The sequence below is a fragment of the Stenotrophomonas bentonitica genome, assembly GCF_013185915.1.
GTDB lineage: Bacteria > Pseudomonadota > Gammaproteobacteria > Xanthomonadales > Xanthomonadaceae > Stenotrophomonas > Stenotrophomonas bentonitica.
The window spans coordinates 1,527,532-1,546,141 of sequence record NZ_JAAZUH010000001.1; the positions used below are offsets into that span (position 1 = coordinate 1,527,532).

Consider the following 18,610-nt stretch of genomic DNA (forward strand, 5'->3'; position numbering starts at 1 on the left):
GTTCGTTTCGCTGCGGCGGTTGCTAGTGAAAGCCCAGGCAGACCAGCCGCCAAACGTCGGCCCAGGTGCGACCGTCGTGCTCGCCGGGCAGTTGTAAGAGCGCTGCCGGGTGGCGACTTGCTCGGCCTCCCAGGTGTGCGCCCCGGTCTGTCCCGCAGGGCAGGCTTGCGACGCACCAACCCATTGGGTCGAACTGTCGGTTTCGGGCCCTGGGCAGGCCACACAACTGCTGCCGCTGTTCGCCCAGGGGCCAGGGGTGGCAGATGCCCAAGCTTCGGGACATGTCCACGTGCGCGACTGCTGGACCATGCCCCAGGTGCCGGCGGGACACGCCGCAACGTCTTGGTGGTCGGGGCCTGACGGCGTGCAGCGGCTCAGCGCTGGCGGATTGCTAGGAATCGTGGGCGGAATCCCCACCCCTGGACTAGGCACAACCGGGGCGGCCGGCGGCGCGCCAGGCACAACCGGCGGCACGGGCGCGGCAGAACCTGGGGCCACGGTGACCGGAGTGCCTGGGGTTGCGTCGCCCACATTGGGCGCACCCGTCACCGGGCCCGTGGGCGTGATCGGATTGGCCGGGTCGATAGACGGGGGCGCGGTCGGCAAGGTCGGCGGCAGCGAGGCCACCGCTGAACCACTCGCCAGCCCAGAGAAATAAACGAACCCGACTCGGTCGCCACCATCCCGCTGGCAGGCAGTGGCGGCGGTTGCAGGGTCGTATTTGTTGTTCACATACACGCTTGCGCCGCTGACCCGCACATCCCAGACCCCGGCGTCCCCCGCCATCGCGGCTACGAGCCTCGCGCAAGCGTCTTTGGGCACCCCACGGGTTTCGACTAAGAACGAGTCGTTTCCGCGTTTCATCGTATTGGGCAAGAACGACACGGAGCCACCCCAAGCATTGCGGAGGCTATCGCCCTGCCTCAGCCGCTTGGAGGCAAGCCCGTCGGTCTGGACCAGCGCAGTGGACAGGCCGGAGTATCCGCCCACGACTCCTAGACTGCGCTCGATGGCGGTGGCTGTCTCCCCAAAATCTAGCTGCGTTTGCTTCACGTCTGCGGCCACGCTCGTAGGGCCAAACACCAGCCAGGCGGCGCCGGCTATAGCAGACGACACACCCAGGCCTAAAAGCACCTCGACCAGGGTAAAGCCGCGCGACGGGTTGCGGGCAAAGAAGCGGGGTTCAGGACGAACGATAGACATAGAGGGCTCTCTAGAATCGAGGACGACGAGGGGCGGGCGTGGGCAGCGCTTTGCCCTTCTGCCCCGAGCGCGCCGCGCGCCAGTCGGCGACCGACGGCAATCCAGCGCCGAGGGCGCGCGAACGGACGTGGGCGCGGAACAGCTGGCCCAGCAGCGGGGCGTAAGTGGTGGCGTAGTCCGTAGCAGATACGCCCTCCCCGTTGCTGATGCTGGGATTTGCGCCCGCGTCGAGGAGCAGGGTTGCCGTTCGCATAAGCGCACTGGTTTCGGTGTGGCCGAACGCGTTTACAACGGCGTGAAGCGGCGTGTTCCCCAAGCACCCGATACCGCTGACGTTCGGGTCGAGCCCGCTCGCCAGCAGTGCGGCGGTTTGGGCGGCGCGCCCATTAGCTGCCGCTTCGTGGAGCGGATTGGCTTCTGCATACGTGCTCATGACCGGCTCGCCTCTCGGGCGGCCGCACGCTCTTCCAGGTGTCGAATGCCCTTCTCCCGAAGCGCTTCGCGCCTCTGCGGCTCACGTTCCAACTGGCTCGCTATGACCAGAAGCGCGCCGACAACTTCGGCGGGGTCCCAGTCGTCGGCTTCAGCTGCGATGACCAGGCCGCCCAGAACGATTTTTCGATGAGCGTCTTTTGAGCGGAACAACGCAGCGCGCTCTTTTGCTCTCTCCTTCGCCGCCTGCCGCGCTTTACGTTCCTTCTCCTGCTTCTCAGCAACCAGCAACTTGGCTTGCTCTCTCGCTGCGGTATCCAGAATCTTTCCTAACTTTATTTTTTGTTGCTCAACACTCGCCACGACACGCCCTTAATGAGACTCGATAGACCATGCAATCACAAACTAGGCCGAAGGCAAGTGGGGGCACCGCCCACAACTGGCGCGAGCGGGCAGCGAGCGCCGCCTTTGCTCTTGGCTAAAAATTTGACAGTTTCGACGTGCATGGGAACCTGAAATCAAGGGCAAGCGAGCGAAGCGAGCGACCCGGGTTCTCATGCAGTTTTCGAAGGGTGCGCAGCGCCCAAAGAAAACAACAAGAGCGCACTTAGAGTAATCCCTTCGGGATTACGTGCGGTCAGGGTCTACGCCCCCGACACCCCGGCGCGCTCCGCACGCCAGCCCCCCATTGCTCGCCCCCCAGGGGGCAGCGCTCGGAGACTGGATTGGCGATTTACCACCTCACTGCTAAGGCTTACTCGCGCTCGGGGGGACACTCGTCCACCGCTGGTGCTGCGTATCGCGCAGGGGTGCGGATTGAAGATGCGTTGACCGGGACGGTCCACGACTACACGCGCCGCCAAGGCGTCGCTTTTTCGGCGCTCTGCCTGCCTGGCGGACAGACAGCCGACCGGGCGGAGTTCTGGAACCGCGTCGAGGCCCATCACAAGCGCGGAGATGCCATCACGTGCCGAGAAGTGGAGGTTGCGCTTCCTGCCGAACTTTCCGCCGAAAAGCGGCAAGAACTGGCGCATGGCTTTGCCCGCCATTTGGCCGAGCGCTACGGCGTGGCCGCCGACGTGGCCATACACGAACCGAGCAACGGCGGGGACGAGCGCAATCACCACGCGCACATTTTGCTCAGTGCTTGCAGTGTTAACCCGGATGGCAGCTTAGGAAAGAAAGCCGTGGCGCTGGACCCGATTGCCTGCAAGCGGGCCAAGCAACCCACCCTGACCGACAGAGAGCGGGAGCACTGGGCCAAGTCCGTCAACACCATGCTGGCAGCCGAGGGCGTGGAGGAGCGCGTAGACCATCGTTCACTGTTGAGCCAACAAGCGGACGCTGTCCAAAAGGATGACTTCGCCAAGGCAGCCGAGCTGGACCGGCCGGCCACCAAACACGAAGGCAAGGCCGTCACCCAAGCCCGCCGCCGTGGCGAGCGCTTGCCCCGTGCTAAGCGTAACGACCGCGTGCGCGATGCGTCGACAAACCGAGCAACTGCCCACGCCGAACGCTTCGAAGCACTTAAGGCTCAAGCCGCTGCGGAAGGCCGATTGGCCCAGGTGGATGAGCAGGCATTGCACGCGCAAGCACTCATTGAACGCCGCAAAGAATCTACAGCGCGCTTGCGCGCTGCTGCCCAGCCATCCCCCACCGAGGCCCCGCGCCATGAACCCATCAGACCCACCCGCCAGCCCGGTCGCCACCGCCGTCCCCGCGCCCCCGCTCTCACGCGAAGTGGCGTTGATGCTTGTCGAGTCCGGAACCCAGGAGCTGGGGGCCAGCGCATGCCTGCGCTGCAACCACTCCACAGTCCTAACCCTTGCCTGGCCCCAAGGGGAGAACGAACCAGCGAAACGGGCGGATTTAGTCGTGTATTGCGGCGCGATGAACAGAGACGTCACAGCTCCCGTTCTTCGTTGCTCAACCTTCGAATCCCAACCGTAGGAGCCCAACCCGGGGCCGCCGTCCAGGCGCGTGCACAGCAAGCTGCGCACAAAGCCGGGGCATCCATGCCCCGGCCGGCCGCTGGCGCGGCTGGTCATCAGGTCAAGGGGGCGGCGGCGATTGAGCGCGCATCCCGTAAACACTCACAGAGCAGGCAGGGGGAAACCATGGCGGTAGAACAAACGGCTAAAAATCTTGAGGAGATGATTGAACAGATGTTCAAGGTAGCGCGCCGGGCGCTCCAGTCCGCAGACGCAACCCCAATGCAGAGAGCAACAGCGCGCACCTTTGTTGAGAGGCGCGAAGACATGAAGGAGAAGCAAACCGCATATGAAACGACAGAAGTTCAACGCCAACGCGCCAAGCTGGACCGCCGCGATGCCCAGGGTTTGGCTACGATGACGCCTACCCCTGACGATTGGCGAAGCCGCGCTCTCAGATCCGTCGGCCTACCCACCAATAAGGGCCAGGCTGCACACATGGCGAAAGTGCGGGCCAAGGAGACGAAGCTCCGGGAGCGCGAGCTCATCCAGGCCCGTGACAAAGCGCAGGAGGAACGCGATTGCGCGGCTATGGACCTCGAAAAAGCCCGGCAAAACTTTGCCAGTCAGTTCCCTCGACATTCATTCGGGAACACGGAGCCCAATGCCCCACGACCCGAACCAAAGGTGGAAATCCTACATCGACCTGGCGACAGACCGTCGGAGGCGATCAATGCCAGACGAAAGCCAAGCGGACCGCGTCCATAGTGCTGCCGCTTCTTCCTAACCAATGAGGTCGGTGCCTGGAAGCCCCAATGCAGGTGCCTCAATACGGACAGAACGCAAGTCCGGAACTGGATAGCATTTGCTTACTTGCGTCATACCCAGCTCGCGTCGATTGGTCTTGACGGTTTTGTTGTCGGTGTCAAGAGTTACAAGCACGTCCGCACCGGCTCTCATTGCAGTTGCCACGTGGATGGCATCCGGCATCGTCAATAGGTAGGGCTCCCCTGGCGAAGACGCCTTAAGCCGTTTGTAACAGTGGCTACGCAACCGGGCGGCGTCCCGGGCAATGCTCTCTGTCACCGTGAACGGTTGAAAGTTCCTCCGTCTAATCATCAATTCAAACGCTTCTTCCACGGCGTCGCCAAGGTTCGCGGCGATGACTTCACCAATGGCAACGGTAGAGGTGGCCAACACGATTTCCCCTCGGTCAAAGGCTCCGGCTTGGGACCGGAGGGCAGCAGCCGCATCCGGCCCGTGGACCGCCTCACCCTTTAGAAGAGCGAGAAAGGCACAAGAATCCCAATAAATGATAGGCCTACCACTCACCCCGCAACCCCCTCACAAAGTCAATCGTGCTTTGCTCACCTGTCGCATCAGGAGCACGCCCAGCAATACTGCTCAGCGTTGGGAGCTCATCATCAGCAGGGTGGATTTGGATGGATCGAACTGCGATTTCATGTGGCCAAAGATCGCCCTCGTAAGACTTCAGCTCGCCTTCGACGGTCGCACCATGCTCCACCGCCGATGCAGCTTCATCAAGCATCTCGATTGGAAACACACACTTGATCTCAGTGCCCCCGACAGGAGGGATTAGCTTGAAGTAGGGCTTATCGCCGACGCCAATGTATTTTTTGACAACACCCTTTACCGAACCAAGTTGTCTGACGACGTCAGGAAGCGCGTCCTCAAGTGCCTTAGCTACAACCTCGTCAAGTTGGATCGGGGCGACGGCAGGCCCATCCAACCAAAGCCGTTTAAATTTTTCCCCCCGACCTACAACGAGCTTCCTTAGGTCTCTAACGAGCTTGGCATGGCGCGAGTCCACCTCAAGTGTTCTGCTACCGGCGCGGCGCACAAAGGTCAAGAAATCACTAACAACTTCGCTGGCCGCCTTTGTTTCCCCGAGATCGACTGCGGACAGCTCGATCATGGCTGGGCTGCTATGGGTCAGGTCAGAGACAAGAAAATCAACTTTTGCATCTGGTTGCTCGGCTAGCTTCCCCACCTCTAGAAGAGCAGCTCTTAACGCTTCAAGTTTCTCGATGAAGTGACCCAATCGGACATCGTTGCCGAGCTCATCCACACCCTCGATGTGAAGCCGAAGGATGCTCTGGTTGGGAGGCGGGGACGGCGTCGGCGTGTAGTTCATAGATTGATCTTATGACAGCGGGCCGGCCCAAAGTAGCCTCTCTCAGTCGCCCTAGGTGCGATTGAGGCTTTGCAGAAGATCAGCAAGCACCCTTGCCCGTTCCTCCTCAGATAGCCGGGCCAAGACCAAGAGCAGATCAGCGGTAGCGTCATCCGGAGCCACCAGATAGGCCATTGGAACCCCAAGCACCTCGGCCAACTTGCCCAGCCCGTCGAGGTCTATTCCTCGCGCTTGGCTCTCATACCTGTTGACTCTGTTGCCGGCCAAGCTCTTATCAAGCCCCATGAGCAACCCTAAGGCGCGCTGGCTGGGAACGCCCCGCAGTGCTCGGGCCTGCCGCAACCTGTCGGCGAAGAGCTGGCGGGGGGCTGGAGGTGACTGGGACACGTTGGCAACCGGAAAAAAGACCAACTTTCAGCATGACTGCACGTCTCCCTTTGAGGTAGTCTCTACCTTAAAGGTAGCACCGCGCTACCCGCCCAGGGAACGGCAATGAACCACGCACCAGCCCCCTCCACCTCAGTGATGACCCCGCAGGCACGTTTAACACTCTGCTTCTGCGTCGCTGTCCTGCTAACCGGACCTTTTGGATTCATCATTGGACCGGTGACGTCTCGCCTCCTGCGGAGGCGCGCAGAGCGACTCCAGCCCGTAGCGGCACGCGCGGCCGCAGAGCGCAGCGCTGGACATTTCAATGTGGGCCAGCTGTGGGCAATCACGGCTTGCGGGGTGTTAGGGCTCATAGGCCTCTTGGCCCTGCTGCCGACGGTCGTCTTTATCGCGCTGAGCCTGGTCAGATAAAGCCTTCGGAGCGCAAAAAAGAAGGACGCCACGAGGGCGCCCTTCAAATAGGTCGTCGGGTGTGCGTCACGGCAAGCCGCGCTGCCCACATGATCCCGACGTTTCGATGCCGACTTTACGCAGTTGCTACAATGTTGTCAACAACAAGATGACCCTGAGACTGAACCGGGCTACTCTTAAGCACCAAGTAGGGGGTCAGGATGACAGAAGATGAGCTCGCAGGGATGGCGGCCCTGCTTTCAGCAGAGCGACTTGCCGCCTTTGTTCAGCTAACCGGCACTGAGCGCGATGCGCTTAACGTGCATGATTCAACTATTCAGGTTGCGTCAGCATTGGTGCCTGTCATGTGCTTGGTGGAAATCGCAGTCAGGAACGCGGTGAATGAGCGTCTCCGGTCCGTGTTCGGCACCCATGATTGGCTTATCCAGCCGCCAGCTCCCTTTGCTTGGAAGCCCTCTGAACACGACAAGGTTAAGGACGCCAGGCGGCAAGCCCAGCGCGCCGCCTATACGAAGCTAACGGACAACGCCAGAAGGTCACTTGACTCCATCGCATTTCCCAACGGGGTTCCCGCTGGGACTAAACACGAAAAGCGAGTCAAAAGACGGCAAGAAACCATCGCTATTGCTCATGGTCAGCTGATTGCTCAACTAACTATGTTTTTCTGGAAGCGCCTATTCGCCGCAGACTATGAAGATGCGCTTTGGAAGCGCGGGCTTAAGGAGCTTTTTCCAAAAAAGACGGTAAAGCGCGGGGATGTGGCCGACCATCTTGAGGTTGTCTATCAGGCTAGAAATCGCATAGCCCACCACGAACCTATTCATGGGGCTCGCCTAGGTAGACTTTTATCGTCTTTGGATTTTCTAGTCCTCAACCTCGGGAACAAGTCAGGAGACGAAAGCTCTCCGCTAGCAAGGTTGACTGTGGCACATCGAACCCGCCTCCGAGAGGTTTCCGAAGAAAGTTCAGCTCTTTTCGCCACCTTCGTCGTTCAACCGGCCAGCGTCGTCTGAGCAAAACGCCCCCGGCTTGACAAAAGCCGAGGGCGTCTTAGTTTGGATTCACGGCCCCCGAGACGACGAATCCCGGAGGCGAGCATGGTAGGAGCGAACTACCGAGCCCAGGCACGTGGCCCCTTGAGGACACCTTAGCAAGCCTAGCCCGACCCGCAAGCCCCTCCCTCTCTCCTCCAAATCCATTGCCTCGATGGCCTGCGCGATTGACGCTAGGCGGGGGTGGTTCGTAGCCATCAAACGGTTCTGTCAATCAGCCCTTTACCGGGCAAGCGCGCGGCAACTGGGGACTGGGGGTTTAACTGTGTAGGACACCCCCGCAACCTGGGCCTGCGAGAAACCGTAGGCGAACGCTGGCTGTGCCGCAGCCCGAGAGAGACGCCCACAACAGACCGTGGGCGGCGTGGACCGGGGGCAGCAGCGGCGACGCTGTGAACCATGCTAGGCCGTCACGGGGTCGAACCCCGCCGGCACACCCGCAGTCGCAAGACAAATCAAGCGCGGGCCGACCATCTCGTTTTTCTTGGCCCTTACGGGTGGGGGGCTCGTGCCCAGCGACCCGCAAAACGGGTTGCCCGCCCAAAACGAACAGCGTTTTGAGCGAGCGAACCGGAAGGCCGAGGCCGCCGCCTGGGGCGGCGGACCTCGGAAGCAGGGGGGTCGCAGGGGGGCGCGCTGTCAGCGCCCCCCCGTTGCTTCGGGCCGCCTAACGGCGTCTTTCGCGGCCGGGGGGTCACTATCAGGAGAACACGCGCACGGGCTTCGTCGCTGGGCGGTCTGCGCTTGGGTTCCACAACAACAGCAAGAGCACGGGCGGCTCTGCCGCCCTTCTGACCTCGCTCCCGCTCGGCTCCTCCTGGGAGGAAAGGCAGGGGGCGGCGCGGTGCGCCGCCGGGCTTGCGAATCGGCAGAAATGCGCTAGAAACTGCGGATGAACAACGCACAGAAACGCGCCGCCGAGCGTGCAGCGAACAAACTCTTAAAATCGAAGGGATTCGCCAGCAACGGCGCGAGCCTAAAGTCGAAGCGCCGCAAGGGCAAAGCAAAGAAATAAATCCCGAAGCTGTTAGGTTATATCCCCTGCTCTGGGGCTGGAAGCCGTTGGGGATCTGCGGGTCTGGCGGCGGCTCCGTTAGGTAGGGTATTGTTCGCCCACACCCTGCCAGGAGGCATATCGTGGGCGAATGGTCAGACTATTTCGAGGACTTTCCGGAGGAGAACCCGGCGAACTGGCTCAACGGACGTTTTGACCCGGAAGGGGCGCGGCGAGCGCACCAGAGGGCCAATGTGCTTGAGAAGTCTCAATCAGACTTGAACACCACCATCCGCAAGATGATTGACGACGGCAACCGGCGCGCCCGCGACAAGCAGGGCAAATCGTAGACCGCCCAGAGCGGAGAGATTGAGGCACTCAACCGCCCCGCTTTGCTTGGCAACGCCCCCGCTTACGCGGGGGTTTTGCTTTCATCGAACAGCGGCCTTGCTCTTCTTGCCCCGGTTGTCTCGTTCTGCCACGACCGCTGCCCGCTTCAACTCTTCGGCGAACTGTCCAGGCGTATACGCCGGAAGTTCGACCGGTGCGACGAAGCGAGCCAACGTTGCGACCCGGTCCGGCAGGCTACCGCGGTCGATGTAATGGCGTTCAAGCACCGACTGGCCCCGAGCGTGGCCCGTCAGCGCTCCGATAGCCGATGGGGTTGCCCCAGCAGCGTCCAAGAGGCTCGCAAACGTGTGGCGGAAGCCGTGGAAGCCCTGCCCTTTCTCATCCACCCCGCGCGCTTTGGCATAGGTAGAGAACTGGCGGGAGAGCTGGCGCCCGTAGCTCAAGCCGTTGCCACCCGGCAAGTTAGGAAAGATCCTTTCATGCCCCGCTGCTTTGACTTCGGCGACATAGTCCAAGAAGCCCGCCGCGAGGACAGGAGCGGCCAGGGGAACAAACCGGCGCGAGTTCTTGTTCTTGACCCGCTGGCCCTCCGCTGCCGCGCGGACAAAGAAGCCCTGCACACCATCCACGTCCTCCACGTCCACAACACGCAACTGCGCGACCTCCGTGACACGGGCGCCGCTGTAGAGGCCCAGCATGGTGCCGAACCAGCGGTGCGGCCACTTCGAGGCCCACTCAGTGAAGGAAGCCGGCTCGAACAGGGCCTGCAACTGTGCTGTGGTGAACGGGGCACCCGTGTCCTCCGTATCCGGCGTTTCCAAAGACCGAACGCCTTGGAGCGGATTCCGGTCCAAGTGCCCACCGGCCACAAGTGACACCAAGAACACAGAAAGGCGCTGGCGATGCTTTGCCTGCGTCCAAGCAGCAGGAGCGGGCTCCCCGTTCGCCTTCGCCGCTGAAACAACCTCATGGACGTCGACCATGTCGCGGTAGGGCAACCGCTTGGTTGCATTGGCTGGCCACCAGCGCACAACGTCGAAAAACGCACGCACGTGGTCTTGCGTTAAAGCGGACACCGGCACATCAGAGCCGACCGCCCCAACGAAGAGCCGCAGCGAGTGCCTGCTTTCCAAAACTGTTTTGCTGTGAAGCCCTGCACGCTCCGCATCCGCCAAGTGGTCGGCTACGGCCTTGGACAACCTAAGCGAAAGCACCGCCTTTGGCGCTTCTGGCTCGCACGTCTCCTCGACAAAAAGCCTTGGACGAATGACCCGCGTGGCGGCGTTGTTCAAGATGTCGGAAAACAGTTGGCTATCTTGCGGCGTGTCCACTTGCACATGCCCCAGCAGCGCGCCGCCAGGCAGCCGGACATCTTTCAGGGTCAGCTTGGACAGCTCGCCAGCGGAAGCCTTCCGGAGCAGCTCATCAAGTTCTTTTCTATCCATTTTTGCTCTCGTTGCTTCCATTGCATTGAAGAGCTCGAAGAGTGCCACGCCCATGCGTGCGGCCGCCAGTCTTGCGACGTCGCCAGGAGGCAAATAGAGGGGACGAATCAGGAAGCGCGAACCTATGCACGCACGCAGTTTTGCAGGCACCAAAAAACGAACGTAGAGCCCGCTGGAACGCTGCAAGAAAAAAGGTTTTGGCATTGAACGATACCTAAAACGATACCTCGAAGAGGGCGTTTCAGATACGAATTTCCGACTAAAACCCTTGCACTTTCAGGCACTTACAGGCATGATGAGGGTCGAGTGGAGCGGGTGAAGGGAATCGAACCCTCGTCAGTAGCTTGGGAAGCTACAGCTCTACCATTGAGCTACACCCGCATGGTGCGCCGCAATTCTATGCGGCTGGGGCCCGGAAACGCAACGGGCGGCACTGGGCCGCCCGTTGCATCCACGCTGACCGGGGCTTAGAAGCTGCCGCTGACCGTAGCGAACAGGCTCACGTCACGCGCACGCTTCTGCATGGCGGTGGTGCTCATGCCGATGTTGCTGTTCAGGCCGAACAGGCTCATGCGCGCACCCAGTACGGCGGTGGCGTAGTCCTTGTCGAACTCCAGGCCCGGTACCTGGTACATGCCCACGTCCGGCATGGTCTGCAGCCAGGCGCTGGCCTGCTTGTCGTCTTCGAACTCGTGGTCGTAGGTGACCTGCAGGTACGGCTTGATGCTGCCGCCGTCGAAGCGGGCCTGCCAGCCGATGCGGCCCACGGTGGAATCAGCGTCCTGGTTGGCATAACCCAGTGCGGTGGCGCTCGGGTTGGATTCCACGTAGCCGTCCAGCTTGACCTGCTGCCAGATCACGGCCGCGACCGGACCGTGGCGGAAGCCGCCTTCGGTGCCGAACTCATAGCCGGCGTTCAGGGCCACGGTGAGGTTGCTGCCTTCCGGCGAACCGGTGTGGGTGCGCTCGGCCGGGCCCAGCTGCACGCGGCGGGTCACGTCGTAGTCCAGCCAGCTGTAGCTGACCTGGCCGTTCACCCACACGTTCTCGCCGTACCAGCCAGCGAACAGGCCCAGGGTGGCGTCGGACTGGGTGAAGTCGCCCTTGCTGTTGCCGAAGTCGGCGTCCATGCGGCCGTAGCCACCGAAGCCGCCGACGACCATGCCGTCCTTCGCCCAGTCGATACCGAACAGGCCGGCCGGCGCCAGGCCGTCGTACAGGTCGGCGTGGTCATAGCGCTGCATGTCGCCACGCAGGCCGCCCCACCAGCTCAGGCCATCGGCCGGACGACCGTCAAGGTGCGAACCGACCTGGTCGGCACGCGCACGGCCCACGGTCTGCGCCGAGTGGGTCAGGATCTGCTGGTTGCGCGGGGCTTCCAGGATCGAGAGGGTGTACTGGCCCAGCATCTGGTGGGTGGCAGTGGTCGGGTGCACGCCGTCGGCGAACACGTAGTTGTTGGCCGCGTTCGGGTTGACGTAGGCGGTCGGGTTGCAGGTCAGCGACGAGGCCGTGGTGCAGGCCGTGCCGGTGACGTTGACGAAGCCGTAGGTGGCCGGGCTGGCGACGATTTCCTGCAGGATGTGGAAGGTGTCCACCGGAATCACCTGCAGGCCGGCGGCCTTCAGGCCACCGAACAGGGCGTCGTTGTAGGCCTTGGCCAGGGCGGTGCCCTGCGCCATGCCCACGGCGCCGCCGGCGCGCGCGGCCGGGGTCAGGCCGATGTCCGGCAGGGTCGGCACCACGATGTACTGGGCGCCTGCGTTCTTCAGGGTGCCGACGATGCCGACCTGGTCGGTCACGGCCGCGCCGAGAGTGGCCTGCAGCGGTGCGCCGGCCTGGATGGCGAACAGGTCATTGGCGCCGCCCCACACGGTGTACAGCGCGTTGGCGTCGGCCTTGCCGCCGTTGGCGGCCAGGTACTGCGCGGTCTGGGTCTTGAGCGAGTAGACCGGAATGGCCGGGGTGCCCGGGGCCAGGGTCTGGGTGGTGTCCACGCCGACACGGGCGCCGCCGATGGCGTAGTTGTCGCCATTCTGGCCGTTGCCGTGGGCGGTGGCGTTGGTGCCGTAGTAGTCGGCCACGTACTGGGCCCAGACCCAGCCCGGGTTGGTGGTGAACTGGCCGGTGACCGGCTGGACCGAGGCCGGCAGCAGCGGGCGGAAGTAGCCCTGGTCGGTCAGGCTGTCGCCGATGAAGACGGTGCGCGAGTACGGCGACTGCGCCATCGCCGGCACGGCGGCCAGGGCGATGGCCACGGCCATCAGGGAACGCAGGGGACGCTTGCTGAGCTGCATGAAAAAAACTCCATTTCGGGCGGGGAATGCCGACGTACGCCGGCGCACGGTGCAATGGTTTCACTGCACCCCGGGGACATCACGCTGCATTGCGGCATGGCCGGGGCCAGGGGGTCGCAAGGGTACGCAGAACCGGCCACTTTGGGGGACAATCCCGCCATGAACATCGTGCTCAATGGCGAACCCCGCCAGCTTCCGCAAAGTGCCACCGTCCTGGACCTGCTGCAGACCGAACAACTGACCGAGCGTCGGGTGGCGGTGGAGGTCAATGGGGAGATTGTTACGCGGAGCCTGCATGCGACCCGTGCGTTGGAGGACGGTGACCAGGTGGAGATCGTGCACGCGTTGGGTGGCGGCTGACGGCGGAACCGGACAGGAATGGTCGGGTTGGGCGATAATTCTTCCATGACTGCTCATTCTTCCCCCGATTCGCTGGTGATCGCCGGCAAGACCTATGCATCCCGGCTGCTGACCGGGACCGGCAAGTTCAAGGACCTGGATGAAACCCGCGCTGCCACCGACGCAGCCGGCGCCCAGATCGTGACCGTGGCGATCCGCCGCACCAACATCGGGCAGAACCCGGGCGAGCCGAACCTGCTGGACGTGCTGCCGCCGGACCGCTTCACCATCCTGCCCAACACCGCCGGCTGCTACACCGCCGAAGACGCGGTGCGTACCTGCCGGCTGGCGCGCGAGCTGCTGGACGGCCACAACCTGACCAAGCTGGAAGTGCTGGGCGACCAGAAGACGCTTTACCCGGACGTGGTGCAGACCCTCAAGGCCGCCGAACAGCTGGTCAAGGACGGCTTCGAGGTTATGGTCTATACCTCCGACGACCCGATCCTGGCCAAGCGCCTGGAAGAGATCGGCTGCGTGGCGGTGATGCCGCTGGCCGCGCCGATCGGTTCGGGCCTGGGCATCCAGAACAAGTACAACCTGCTGGAAATCATCGAAAGCGCGAAGGTGCCGATCATCGTCGACGCGGGCGTGGGCACTGCCTCGGACGCGGCGATCGCGATGGAGCTGGGCTGCGACGGCGTGCTGATGAACACCGCCATTGCCGGCGCACGCAACCCGGTGCTGATGGCCAGCGCGATGCGCAAGGCGGTTGAAGCCGGACGCGAGGCGTTCCTGGCCGGGCGCATTCCGCGCAAGCGCTATGCGAGCGCGTCCTCGCCGGTCGACGGGTTGATCGGCTGATGACCAATCCCTTCGACAGCGCCGGCGCCAAGGCGCCGCCCAAGCCCTTCACCGCCACCGAAGGCCGCCGCGAGGTGCGCAGTTTCGTGCTGCGCCAGGGTCGGTTCACCCCCGCCCAGCAGCGCGCCTTCGACGATGCCTGGCCGCGCTTCGGGCTGGACTACACCGGCCAGCCGCGCGACCTGGACGCCACCTTCGGGCGCGATGCGCACAAGGTGCTGGAAATCGGCTTCGGCAACGGTGCCGCGCTGCGCTTTGCGGCGCAGCAGGACCCGAGCCGCGACTACATCGGGCTGGAAGTACACGCCCCGGGCGTGGGCCGCCTGCTCAACGCGCTGGCCGAGGACAACGCCGACCACGTGCGCCTGTTCCACCACGACGCGGTGGAAGTGCTGGAAAAGGAAATCGCCGATGGCGCGCTGGACGAAGTGCGCATCTATTTCCCGGACCCATGGCACAAGAAGCGCCACAACAAGCGCCGCCTGATCCAGCCGGGGTTCGCCGAGCTGCTGGTGCGCAAGCTGCGCGTCGGGGGCCGGCTGCACTGCGCCACCGACTGGGAAGACTATGCCGAGCAGATGTGGGACGTGCTCGACGCGACCGCCGGGCTGAGCAACCGCGCCGGTCCGCGCGGCCAGGTGGAGCGGCCGGAGTGGCGGCCGCAGACCCACTTCGAGACCCGCGGCCAGAAACTTGGCCATGGCGTCTGGGACCTGTTGTACGACCGTACCTGATCCCACCCCAAGGAATCGCACCACCCCATGGAAACGACGCTGACGCTGACCACCGACATGAAGCTCGTTCTCGGGCTGGTCGGCTTCACGATGGCGATGTTCCTGTTCGAGCGCATCCGCGCCGACGTGGTGGCGCTGGTGGTGCTGGTGGTGCTGGGCGTGACCGGCCTGATCGCGCCAGAGGAAATCTTCGGCGGTTTCAGCGGTAACGCGGTGATGAGCATCATCGCCACCACCATCCTCGGCGCCGGGCTGGACCGCACCGGGGCGCTGAACCGGCTGGCGGCGTGGCTGCTGCGACGCGGGCACGGGGTGGAAACGCGGCTGCTGATGATGACCACGGCGATTGCCGGCTTGAATTCGTCGTTCATGCAGAACCCGTCGGTGATGGCGCTGTACCTGCCGGTGGCCTCGCGGCTGGTGGCGCGCACCGGGCTGACCCTGCAGCGGCTGCTGCTGCCGATTGCCGCCGCCATCGTGATGGGCGGCGCGCTGACCATGGTCGGCAACTCGCCGCTGATCCTGCTCAACGATCTGCTGGCCTCGGCCAACAACAACCTGCCCTCCGGCCTTGCCACCATCGAGCCGCTGCGCATGTTCGCGCCGCTGCCGATCGGCCTGGCGCTGCTGGCGGCTTCGCTGCTGTACTTCCGCTACTTCGGCGACCGCAAGCTGGTGGAAGAGGAAACCCTTGCCAACGACGGGGTCACCCCGGCGCGCACCGAAAGCTACTTCGCCAAGACCTACGGGATCGAGGGCGATGTGTTCGAGCTGGTGGTCAGCGCGGAAAGTCCGCTGGTGGGCATGACCCTGGGCGAGGCCGAACTGGTACACGATGCGCCGCTGATGCTGGCGCTGAAAACCGGCAACGACACCCGCCTGGCACCGCCGGCGGAGATGCGGATCTGGGTGGGCAGCGTGCTCGGGGTGATGGGCAGCCGCCAGCAGGTCAGCGATTTCGCGCAGAACCAGTTCCTGCGCATGTCCTCGCGCCTGAAGCACCTGGGCGACCTGTTCAACCCGAGCCGCGCCGGTATTTCCGAAGCGGTGGTGCCGCCCACCTCCGAGGTGATCGGCAAGAGCGCTTCGGACCTGCGCCTGCGCAAGCAGCGCGGGATCAGCCTGCTGGCGATCAACCGCGACAAGCAGGTGATCCGCGAGGACGTGCGCAACGTGCCGCTGCGCGCCGGCGACATGCTGGTGTTCCACAGCATCTGGACCGACCTGGCACAGGCAGCCAAGAGCCGCGACTTCGTGGTGGTGACCGACTACCCGAAGGGCGAGCAGCGCCCGCACAAGTTCAAGATCGCGATGTCGATCTTCGCCATCACCATCCTGATCGCGCTGACCTCCAAGCTGCCGGTGGCGCTGACCCTGATGACCGGCGTGGCCGGCATGCTGCTGACCGGGGTGCTGCGCATGGACGAGGCGTATGCCTCGATCAACTGGAAAACCGTGTTCATGATGGCCGGGCTGATTCCGCTGGGCTGGGCGATGGACAGCAGCGGCGCGGCGGCGTGGGTGGCCGGGCATACCATCGACCGCCTGCCTACCGGCATTCCGGTATGGGTGCTGGAAATCGCGCTGGCGCTGCTGACCACGGTGTTCTCGCTGGTGATCAGCCATGTGGGCGCGACCATCGTGATGGTGCCCATTGCAGTGAACCTGGCATTGGCGGCGGGCGGCAGCCCCACCGCGTTCGCACTGATCGTGGCGCTGTCGGCGTCGAACAACCTGATGACCCAGTCCAACCCGGTGATTTCAATGATCACCGGCCCGGCCAACTACACGCCGCGCGAACTGTGGCGGGTAGGCGCGCCGTTGTCGCTGATCTACACCGCCGTTGTAGTGGTAATGATCAACCTGATGTTCTGACCGGATGCATTCCCGGTGTGAACGGATGCATTCCCGGTAGCGTCGGCCGCTGGCCGACCCAGGCAGTCCCCCACCATTCGCTACGCCAGATACACCTGCCCATCAACTATCTGCACTGCCACCGTGCGCAGCCGGTCCCCCTTGCAGGGCCCAGCCACACACTCGCCATCACTCAACGAGAACGACGCGCCGTGTGCCGCGCATACCAAGGCACCTTCCCTGCTCTTCAGGAACTGCCCCGGCGCCCAGTCCAACCGACGCCCGGCATGCGGGCAGATGTTCAGCCAACCACGCACCTCGTCCCCGTCGCGATACAGCACCAGCGACTCATGGTCGCCATCGACGCACCCTTCCACCTCGGCAAAACCCCCGTCTTCAATACGTTCCAGCGCGATCAGCGGGGTGGTGGAAACATCGGAAACAGACATGGCAACGCGATCCAGCACAGGGAGCGTCATTCTCGCACGCCCTCATCTGGCTGGCTCTGCGATGAACACAAGTGGTTGATTTCAAATGAACCAGTGTCGTGATTAACGTATTTTTCACTCAATGACAGAACGGTGTCGGGATACTGGCACCTCGCTGACTTCAGCCAAAGAACCGCCATGTACAACCGCTTCCAGTTCAACCAGTTCCGCTCCCTGTTTGCGCCGCGCAAGCCGCGCCATCCGTTGGTGCGCGTTGCGGTGGGTCTGCTCGGTCTGGCGATCCTCGCCGCATTGGTGTTCGTGGGTGTGTTCGTGGGCGCGGCAATGATCATTGCCGGCGTGGCCTGGAAGCTGCTGGCCAACCGCAAGCAGGCCGCGCGTGCGGCCGACCCGCAGGTGGTGGAAGGCGAGTACCGCGTGGTGCGCAAGCAGGCACTGCCGTTGTCGCGTTGATGGTTTCGCCCTGATTTGGCGTTGTTGCCGGCCGGCGGCCGGCACTACACTGCGCGTATCCCCGCTTCTGGATGCGCGCATGACTGATGTGATCCCTACGCCCGAACCTACCCGCATTCCGGTTGCGGGCGGCGGTACGTTCCCGGTGCGCCGCGTGTACTGCGTGGGCCGCAACTTCGCCGACCATGCCAAGGAAATGGGCGCTGCGGTTCCCGCTGCGGATGATCGCGGCCGCCCGATGTTCTTCAGCAAGCCGGCCGATGCGATCGTGGTCGGCCATGACGATGTCATCCCCTACCCGCCCGCCACCCAGGACCTGCACCACGAGGTGGAGCTGGTGGTGGCCATTGGCCGCGATGCGCCGGCCGGCGAGCTGCCGGTGGACCAGGCCCAGGCGCTGGTGTTCGGCTACGGCGTGGGCCTGGACCTGACCCGCCGCGACCTGCAGGCGGCGGCGAAAGCCAAGGGCCATCCGTGGGACACGGCCAAGGGCTTCGACTACTCCGCGCCGATGAGCGAACTGGTGCCGGCCGCGGAAGTGGGCGACCTGGCCGCGCTCAATCTTTCGCTGGAGATCAACGGGGAAGTGCGCCAGCAGTCGCTGCTGGACCAGATGATCTGGAACGTGCCGGAGATCCTGCACGAGCTGTCGAAGCTGTGGGCGCTGCGTGCGGGCGACCTGGTGTTCATGGGCACGCCGGCCGGCGTTGCAGCCTTAAAGCCGGGCGACCGTTTCAGCGCGCGCCTTGAAAACGTGGCCGAACGCCACGGCATCATCGCCGGATGACGACATGCGCTGCGCTATGGTGCAGCGTCATTTGATTTCGCCCGCTACAGGAGAACCCGATGGGAATGCTGACTGAGTTCAAGGAATTTGCCATGCGTGGCAACGTCATCGACCTGGCGGTCGGTGTGGTCATCGGTGCTGCGTTCGGCAAGATCGTGACGGCACTGGTGGACAAGATCATCATGCCGCCGCTGGGCTGGTTGATCGGGCGGGTGGATTTCTCGGAGCTGGTGTGGACGCTGGCGCCGGCACGGGTGGCCGCCGATGGCACCGAGATTCCGGCGGTGGTGATCGGCTACGGCGATTTCCTCAACACGCTGGTGCAGTTCGTGATCGTGGCGTTCGCGATCTTCCTGCTGATCAAGGTGATCAACCGGGTCGCGCGCAAGAAGGAGGCTGAACCGGCTGCGCCGAAGGAAGAGATCCTGCTGCTGCGCGAGATCCGCGACAACCTGAAGCATTGATCGGGCCC

Annotated in this window: 19 protein-coding genes, 1 tRNA gene and 1 pseudogene; 11 read left to right on the forward strand and 10 right to left on the reverse strand. The window is 63.5% G+C overall.

The features are described 5' to 3' along the window. Positions 1-672: 672 nt before the first annotated feature. The 3 genes and pseudogenes from HGB51_RS20510 to HGB51_RS06765 all read right to left on the reverse strand — a co-directional run. Positions 673-1,203, reverse strand: a pseudogene (locus HGB51_RS20510) (type 4 pilus major pilin); the annotation flags it as partial. Positions 1,204-1,213: 10 nt separating this feature from the next. Beyond that, entirely contained in the window at positions 1,214-1,636 is a 423-nt protein-coding gene (locus HGB51_RS06760) for an ankyrin repeat domain-containing protein (RefSeq protein ID WP_070207491.1), read from the reverse strand. Continuing rightward, positions 1,633-1,998 (reverse strand): conjugal transfer protein TraD, encoded by a 366-nt coding sequence (locus tag HGB51_RS06765; protein ID WP_070207490.1) that lies wholly within the window; start codon positions 1,996-1,998, stop codon positions 1,633-1,635. The genes HGB51_RS06760 and HGB51_RS06765 overlap by 4 nt, the downstream gene beginning before the upstream one ends. 362 nt (positions 1,999-2,360) lie before the next feature. Here HGB51_RS06765 and mobQ point away from each other — a divergent pair, with 362 nt between their 5' ends. After that, complete coding sequence (mobQ, locus tag HGB51_RS06770; RefSeq protein ID WP_171966766.1) at positions 2,361-4,334, forward strand: MobQ family relaxase; 1,974 nt, start codon at positions 2,361-2,363, stop codon at positions 4,332-4,334. Between the two features lie 15 nt (positions 4,335-4,349). Here mobQ and HGB51_RS06775 read toward each other — a convergent pair whose 3' ends face one another. Genes HGB51_RS06775 through HGB51_RS20280 form a run of 3 tightly spaced genes read right to left on the reverse strand, consistent with a single transcriptional unit; the run spans position 4,350 to position 6,006 of the window. Next, positions 4,350-4,898 (reverse strand): type II toxin-antitoxin system VapC family toxin, encoded by a 549-nt coding sequence (locus HGB51_RS06775; RefSeq protein WP_070207488.1) that lies wholly within the window; start codon positions 4,896-4,898, stop codon positions 4,350-4,352. After that, complete coding sequence (locus HGB51_RS06780) at positions 4,888-5,721, reverse strand: hypothetical protein (protein WP_070207487.1); 834 nt, start codon at positions 5,719-5,721, stop codon at positions 4,888-4,890. Before HGB51_RS06780 ends, HGB51_RS06775 begins: the two co-directional genes overlap by 11 nt. 51 nt (positions 5,722-5,772) lie before the next feature. Then, positions 5,773-6,006: a transcriptional regulator gene (locus HGB51_RS20280; RefSeq protein WP_070207486.1), complete on the reverse strand. Its 234-nt coding sequence runs from the start codon at positions 6,004-6,006 to the stop codon at positions 5,773-5,775. 716 nt (positions 6,007-6,722) lie between these two features. On the opposite strand from HGB51_RS20280, the gene HGB51_RS06785 reads away from it, so the two are divergent. The 3 genes from HGB51_RS06785 (at position 6,723) to HGB51_RS06790 (ending at position 8,918) form a co-directional block, all read left to right on the forward strand. Further along, a complete protein-coding gene (locus tag HGB51_RS06785) occupies positions 6,723-7,535 on the forward strand; it encodes a hypothetical protein (protein ID WP_141739098.1) in 813 nt (270 codons plus the stop codon). Positions 7,536-8,466: 931 nt separating this feature from the next. Beyond that, complete coding sequence (locus HGB51_RS20385; RefSeq protein WP_256123597.1) at positions 8,467-8,589, forward strand: hypothetical protein; 123 nt, start codon at positions 8,467-8,469, stop codon at positions 8,587-8,589. A gap of 122 nt (positions 8,590-8,711) precedes the next feature. After that, entirely contained in the window at positions 8,712-8,918 is a 207-nt protein-coding gene (locus HGB51_RS06790; protein WP_070207484.1) for a hypothetical protein, read from the forward strand. 81 nt (positions 8,919-8,999) lie between these two features. On the opposite strand, the gene HGB51_RS06795 is transcribed toward HGB51_RS06790, so the two are convergent. From HGB51_RS06795 to HGB51_RS06805, 3 genes are all read right to left on the reverse strand, one after another. After that, positions 9,000-10,568, reverse strand: coding sequence for a site-specific integrase (locus tag HGB51_RS06795; protein WP_070207483.1), 1,569 nt, complete (start codon positions 10,566-10,568; stop codon positions 9,000-9,002). Positions 10,569-10,671: 103 nt separating this feature from the next. Continuing rightward, positions 10,672-10,745: transfer RNA gene (locus HGB51_RS06800), tRNA-Gly, on the reverse strand. 86 nt (positions 10,746-10,831) lie between these two features. Beyond that, on the reverse strand, positions 10,832-12,661 hold the full coding sequence (locus tag HGB51_RS06805; RefSeq protein WP_070207482.1) for an autotransporter domain-containing esterase: 1,830 nt from the start codon (positions 12,659-12,661) through the stop codon (positions 10,832-10,834). A gap of 159 nt (positions 12,662-12,820) precedes the next feature. On the opposite strand from HGB51_RS06805, the gene thiS reads away from it, so the two are divergent. Genes thiS through HGB51_RS06825 form a run of 4 tightly spaced genes read left to right on the forward strand, consistent with a single transcriptional unit; the run spans position 12,821 to position 16,470 of the window. Then, positions 12,821-13,021, forward strand: coding sequence for a sulfur carrier protein ThiS (thiS, locus tag HGB51_RS06810; protein WP_070207481.1), 201 nt, complete (start codon positions 12,821-12,823; stop codon positions 13,019-13,021). Positions 13,022-13,066: 45 nt separating this feature from the next. Beyond that, positions 13,067-13,861, forward strand: a complete 795-nt coding sequence (locus HGB51_RS06815) for a thiazole synthase (protein WP_070207480.1) — start codon at positions 13,067-13,069, stop codon at positions 13,859-13,861. Continuing rightward, entirely contained in the window at positions 13,861-14,595 is a 735-nt protein-coding gene (gene trmB / locus HGB51_RS06820) for a tRNA (guanosine(46)-N7)-methyltransferase TrmB (protein WP_070207479.1), read from the forward strand. Before HGB51_RS06815 ends, trmB begins: the two co-directional genes overlap by 1 nt. 27 nt (positions 14,596-14,622) lie before the next feature. Further along, complete coding sequence (locus HGB51_RS06825) at positions 14,623-16,470, forward strand: SLC13 family permease (protein ID WP_070207478.1); 1,848 nt, start codon at positions 14,623-14,625, stop codon at positions 16,468-16,470. A gap of 80 nt (positions 16,471-16,550) precedes the next feature. On the opposite strand, the gene HGB51_RS06830 is transcribed toward HGB51_RS06825, so the two are convergent. Beyond that, positions 16,551-16,898, reverse strand: a complete 348-nt coding sequence (locus tag HGB51_RS06830) for a Rieske (2Fe-2S) protein (RefSeq protein ID WP_070207515.1) — start codon at positions 16,896-16,898, stop codon at positions 16,551-16,553. A 177-nt stretch (positions 16,899-17,075) separates the two neighbouring features. On the opposite strand from HGB51_RS06830, the gene HGB51_RS06835 reads away from it, so the two are divergent. From HGB51_RS06835 to mscL, 3 genes are all read left to right on the forward strand, one after another. After that, positions 17,076-17,351 (forward strand): hypothetical protein, encoded by a 276-nt coding sequence (locus HGB51_RS06835; RefSeq protein ID WP_070207477.1) that lies wholly within the window; start codon positions 17,076-17,078, stop codon positions 17,349-17,351. Positions 17,352-17,430: 79 nt separating this feature from the next. Beyond that, positions 17,431-18,138 carry a fumarylacetoacetate hydrolase family protein gene (locus HGB51_RS06840; RefSeq protein ID WP_070207476.1) on the forward strand — a complete coding sequence of 236 codons (708 nt, stop codon included), beginning with the start codon at positions 17,431-17,433 and terminating at the stop codon, positions 18,136-18,138. Positions 18,139-18,197: 59 nt separating this feature from the next. Continuing rightward, positions 18,198-18,602, forward strand: coding sequence for a large-conductance mechanosensitive channel protein MscL (gene mscL / locus HGB51_RS06845; RefSeq protein ID WP_070207475.1), 405 nt, complete (start codon positions 18,198-18,200; stop codon positions 18,600-18,602). The last annotated feature ends 8 nt before the right edge of the window (positions 18,603-18,610 follow it).

What these genes read in the sequence shown, in the direction of transcription:
- HGB51_RS06760 (WP_070207491.1), bottom strand. Translation starts at nt 1,636, where the DNA reads ATGAGCACGTATGCAGAAGCCAATCCGCTCCACGAAGCGGCAGCTAAT.
- HGB51_RS06780 (WP_070207487.1), bottom strand. Translation starts at nt 5,721, where the DNA reads ATGAACTACACGCCGACGCCGTCCCCGCCTCCCAACCAGAGCATCCTT.
- HGB51_RS20280 (WP_070207486.1), bottom strand. Translation starts at nt 6,006, where the DNA reads ATGGGGCTTGATAAGAGCTTGGCCGGCAACAGAGTCAACAGGTATGAG.
- HGB51_RS06785 (WP_141739098.1), top strand. Translation starts at nt 6,723, where the DNA reads ATGACAGAAGATGAGCTCGCAGGGATGGCGGCCCTGCTTTCAGCAGAG.
- HGB51_RS20385 (WP_256123597.1), top strand. Translation starts at nt 8,467, where the DNA reads ATGAACAACGCACAGAAACGCGCCGCCGAGCGTGCAGCGAACAAACTC.
- HGB51_RS06795 (WP_070207483.1), bottom strand. Translation starts at nt 10,568, where the DNA reads ATGCCAAAACCTTTTTTCTTGCAGCGTTCCAGCGGGCTCTACGTTCGT.
- HGB51_RS06805 (WP_070207482.1), bottom strand. Translation starts at nt 12,661, where the DNA reads ATGCAGCTCAGCAAGCGTCCCCTGCGTTCCCTGATGGCCGTGGCCATC.
- thiS (WP_070207481.1), top strand. Translation starts at nt 12,821, where the DNA reads ATGAACATCGTGCTCAATGGCGAACCCCGCCAGCTTCCGCAAAGTGCC.
- HGB51_RS06815 (WP_070207480.1), top strand. Translation starts at nt 13,067, where the DNA reads ATGACTGCTCATTCTTCCCCCGATTCGCTGGTGATCGCCGGCAAGACC.
- trmB (WP_070207479.1), top strand. Translation starts at nt 13,861, where the DNA reads ATGACCAATCCCTTCGACAGCGCCGGCGCCAAGGCGCCGCCCAAGCCC.
- HGB51_RS06825 (WP_070207478.1), top strand. Translation starts at nt 14,623, where the DNA reads ATGGAAACGACGCTGACGCTGACCACCGACATGAAGCTCGTTCTCGGG.
- HGB51_RS06830 (WP_070207515.1), bottom strand. Translation starts at nt 16,898, where the DNA reads ATGTCTGTTTCCGATGTTTCCACCACCCCGCTGATCGCGCTGGAACGT.
- HGB51_RS06835 (WP_070207477.1), top strand. Translation starts at nt 17,076, where the DNA reads ATGTACAACCGCTTCCAGTTCAACCAGTTCCGCTCCCTGTTTGCGCCG.
- HGB51_RS06840 (WP_070207476.1), top strand. Translation starts at nt 17,431, where the DNA reads ATGACTGATGTGATCCCTACGCCCGAACCTACCCGCATTCCGGTTGCG.
- mscL (WP_070207475.1), top strand. Translation starts at nt 18,198, where the DNA reads ATGGGAATGCTGACTGAGTTCAAGGAATTTGCCATGCGTGGCAACGTC.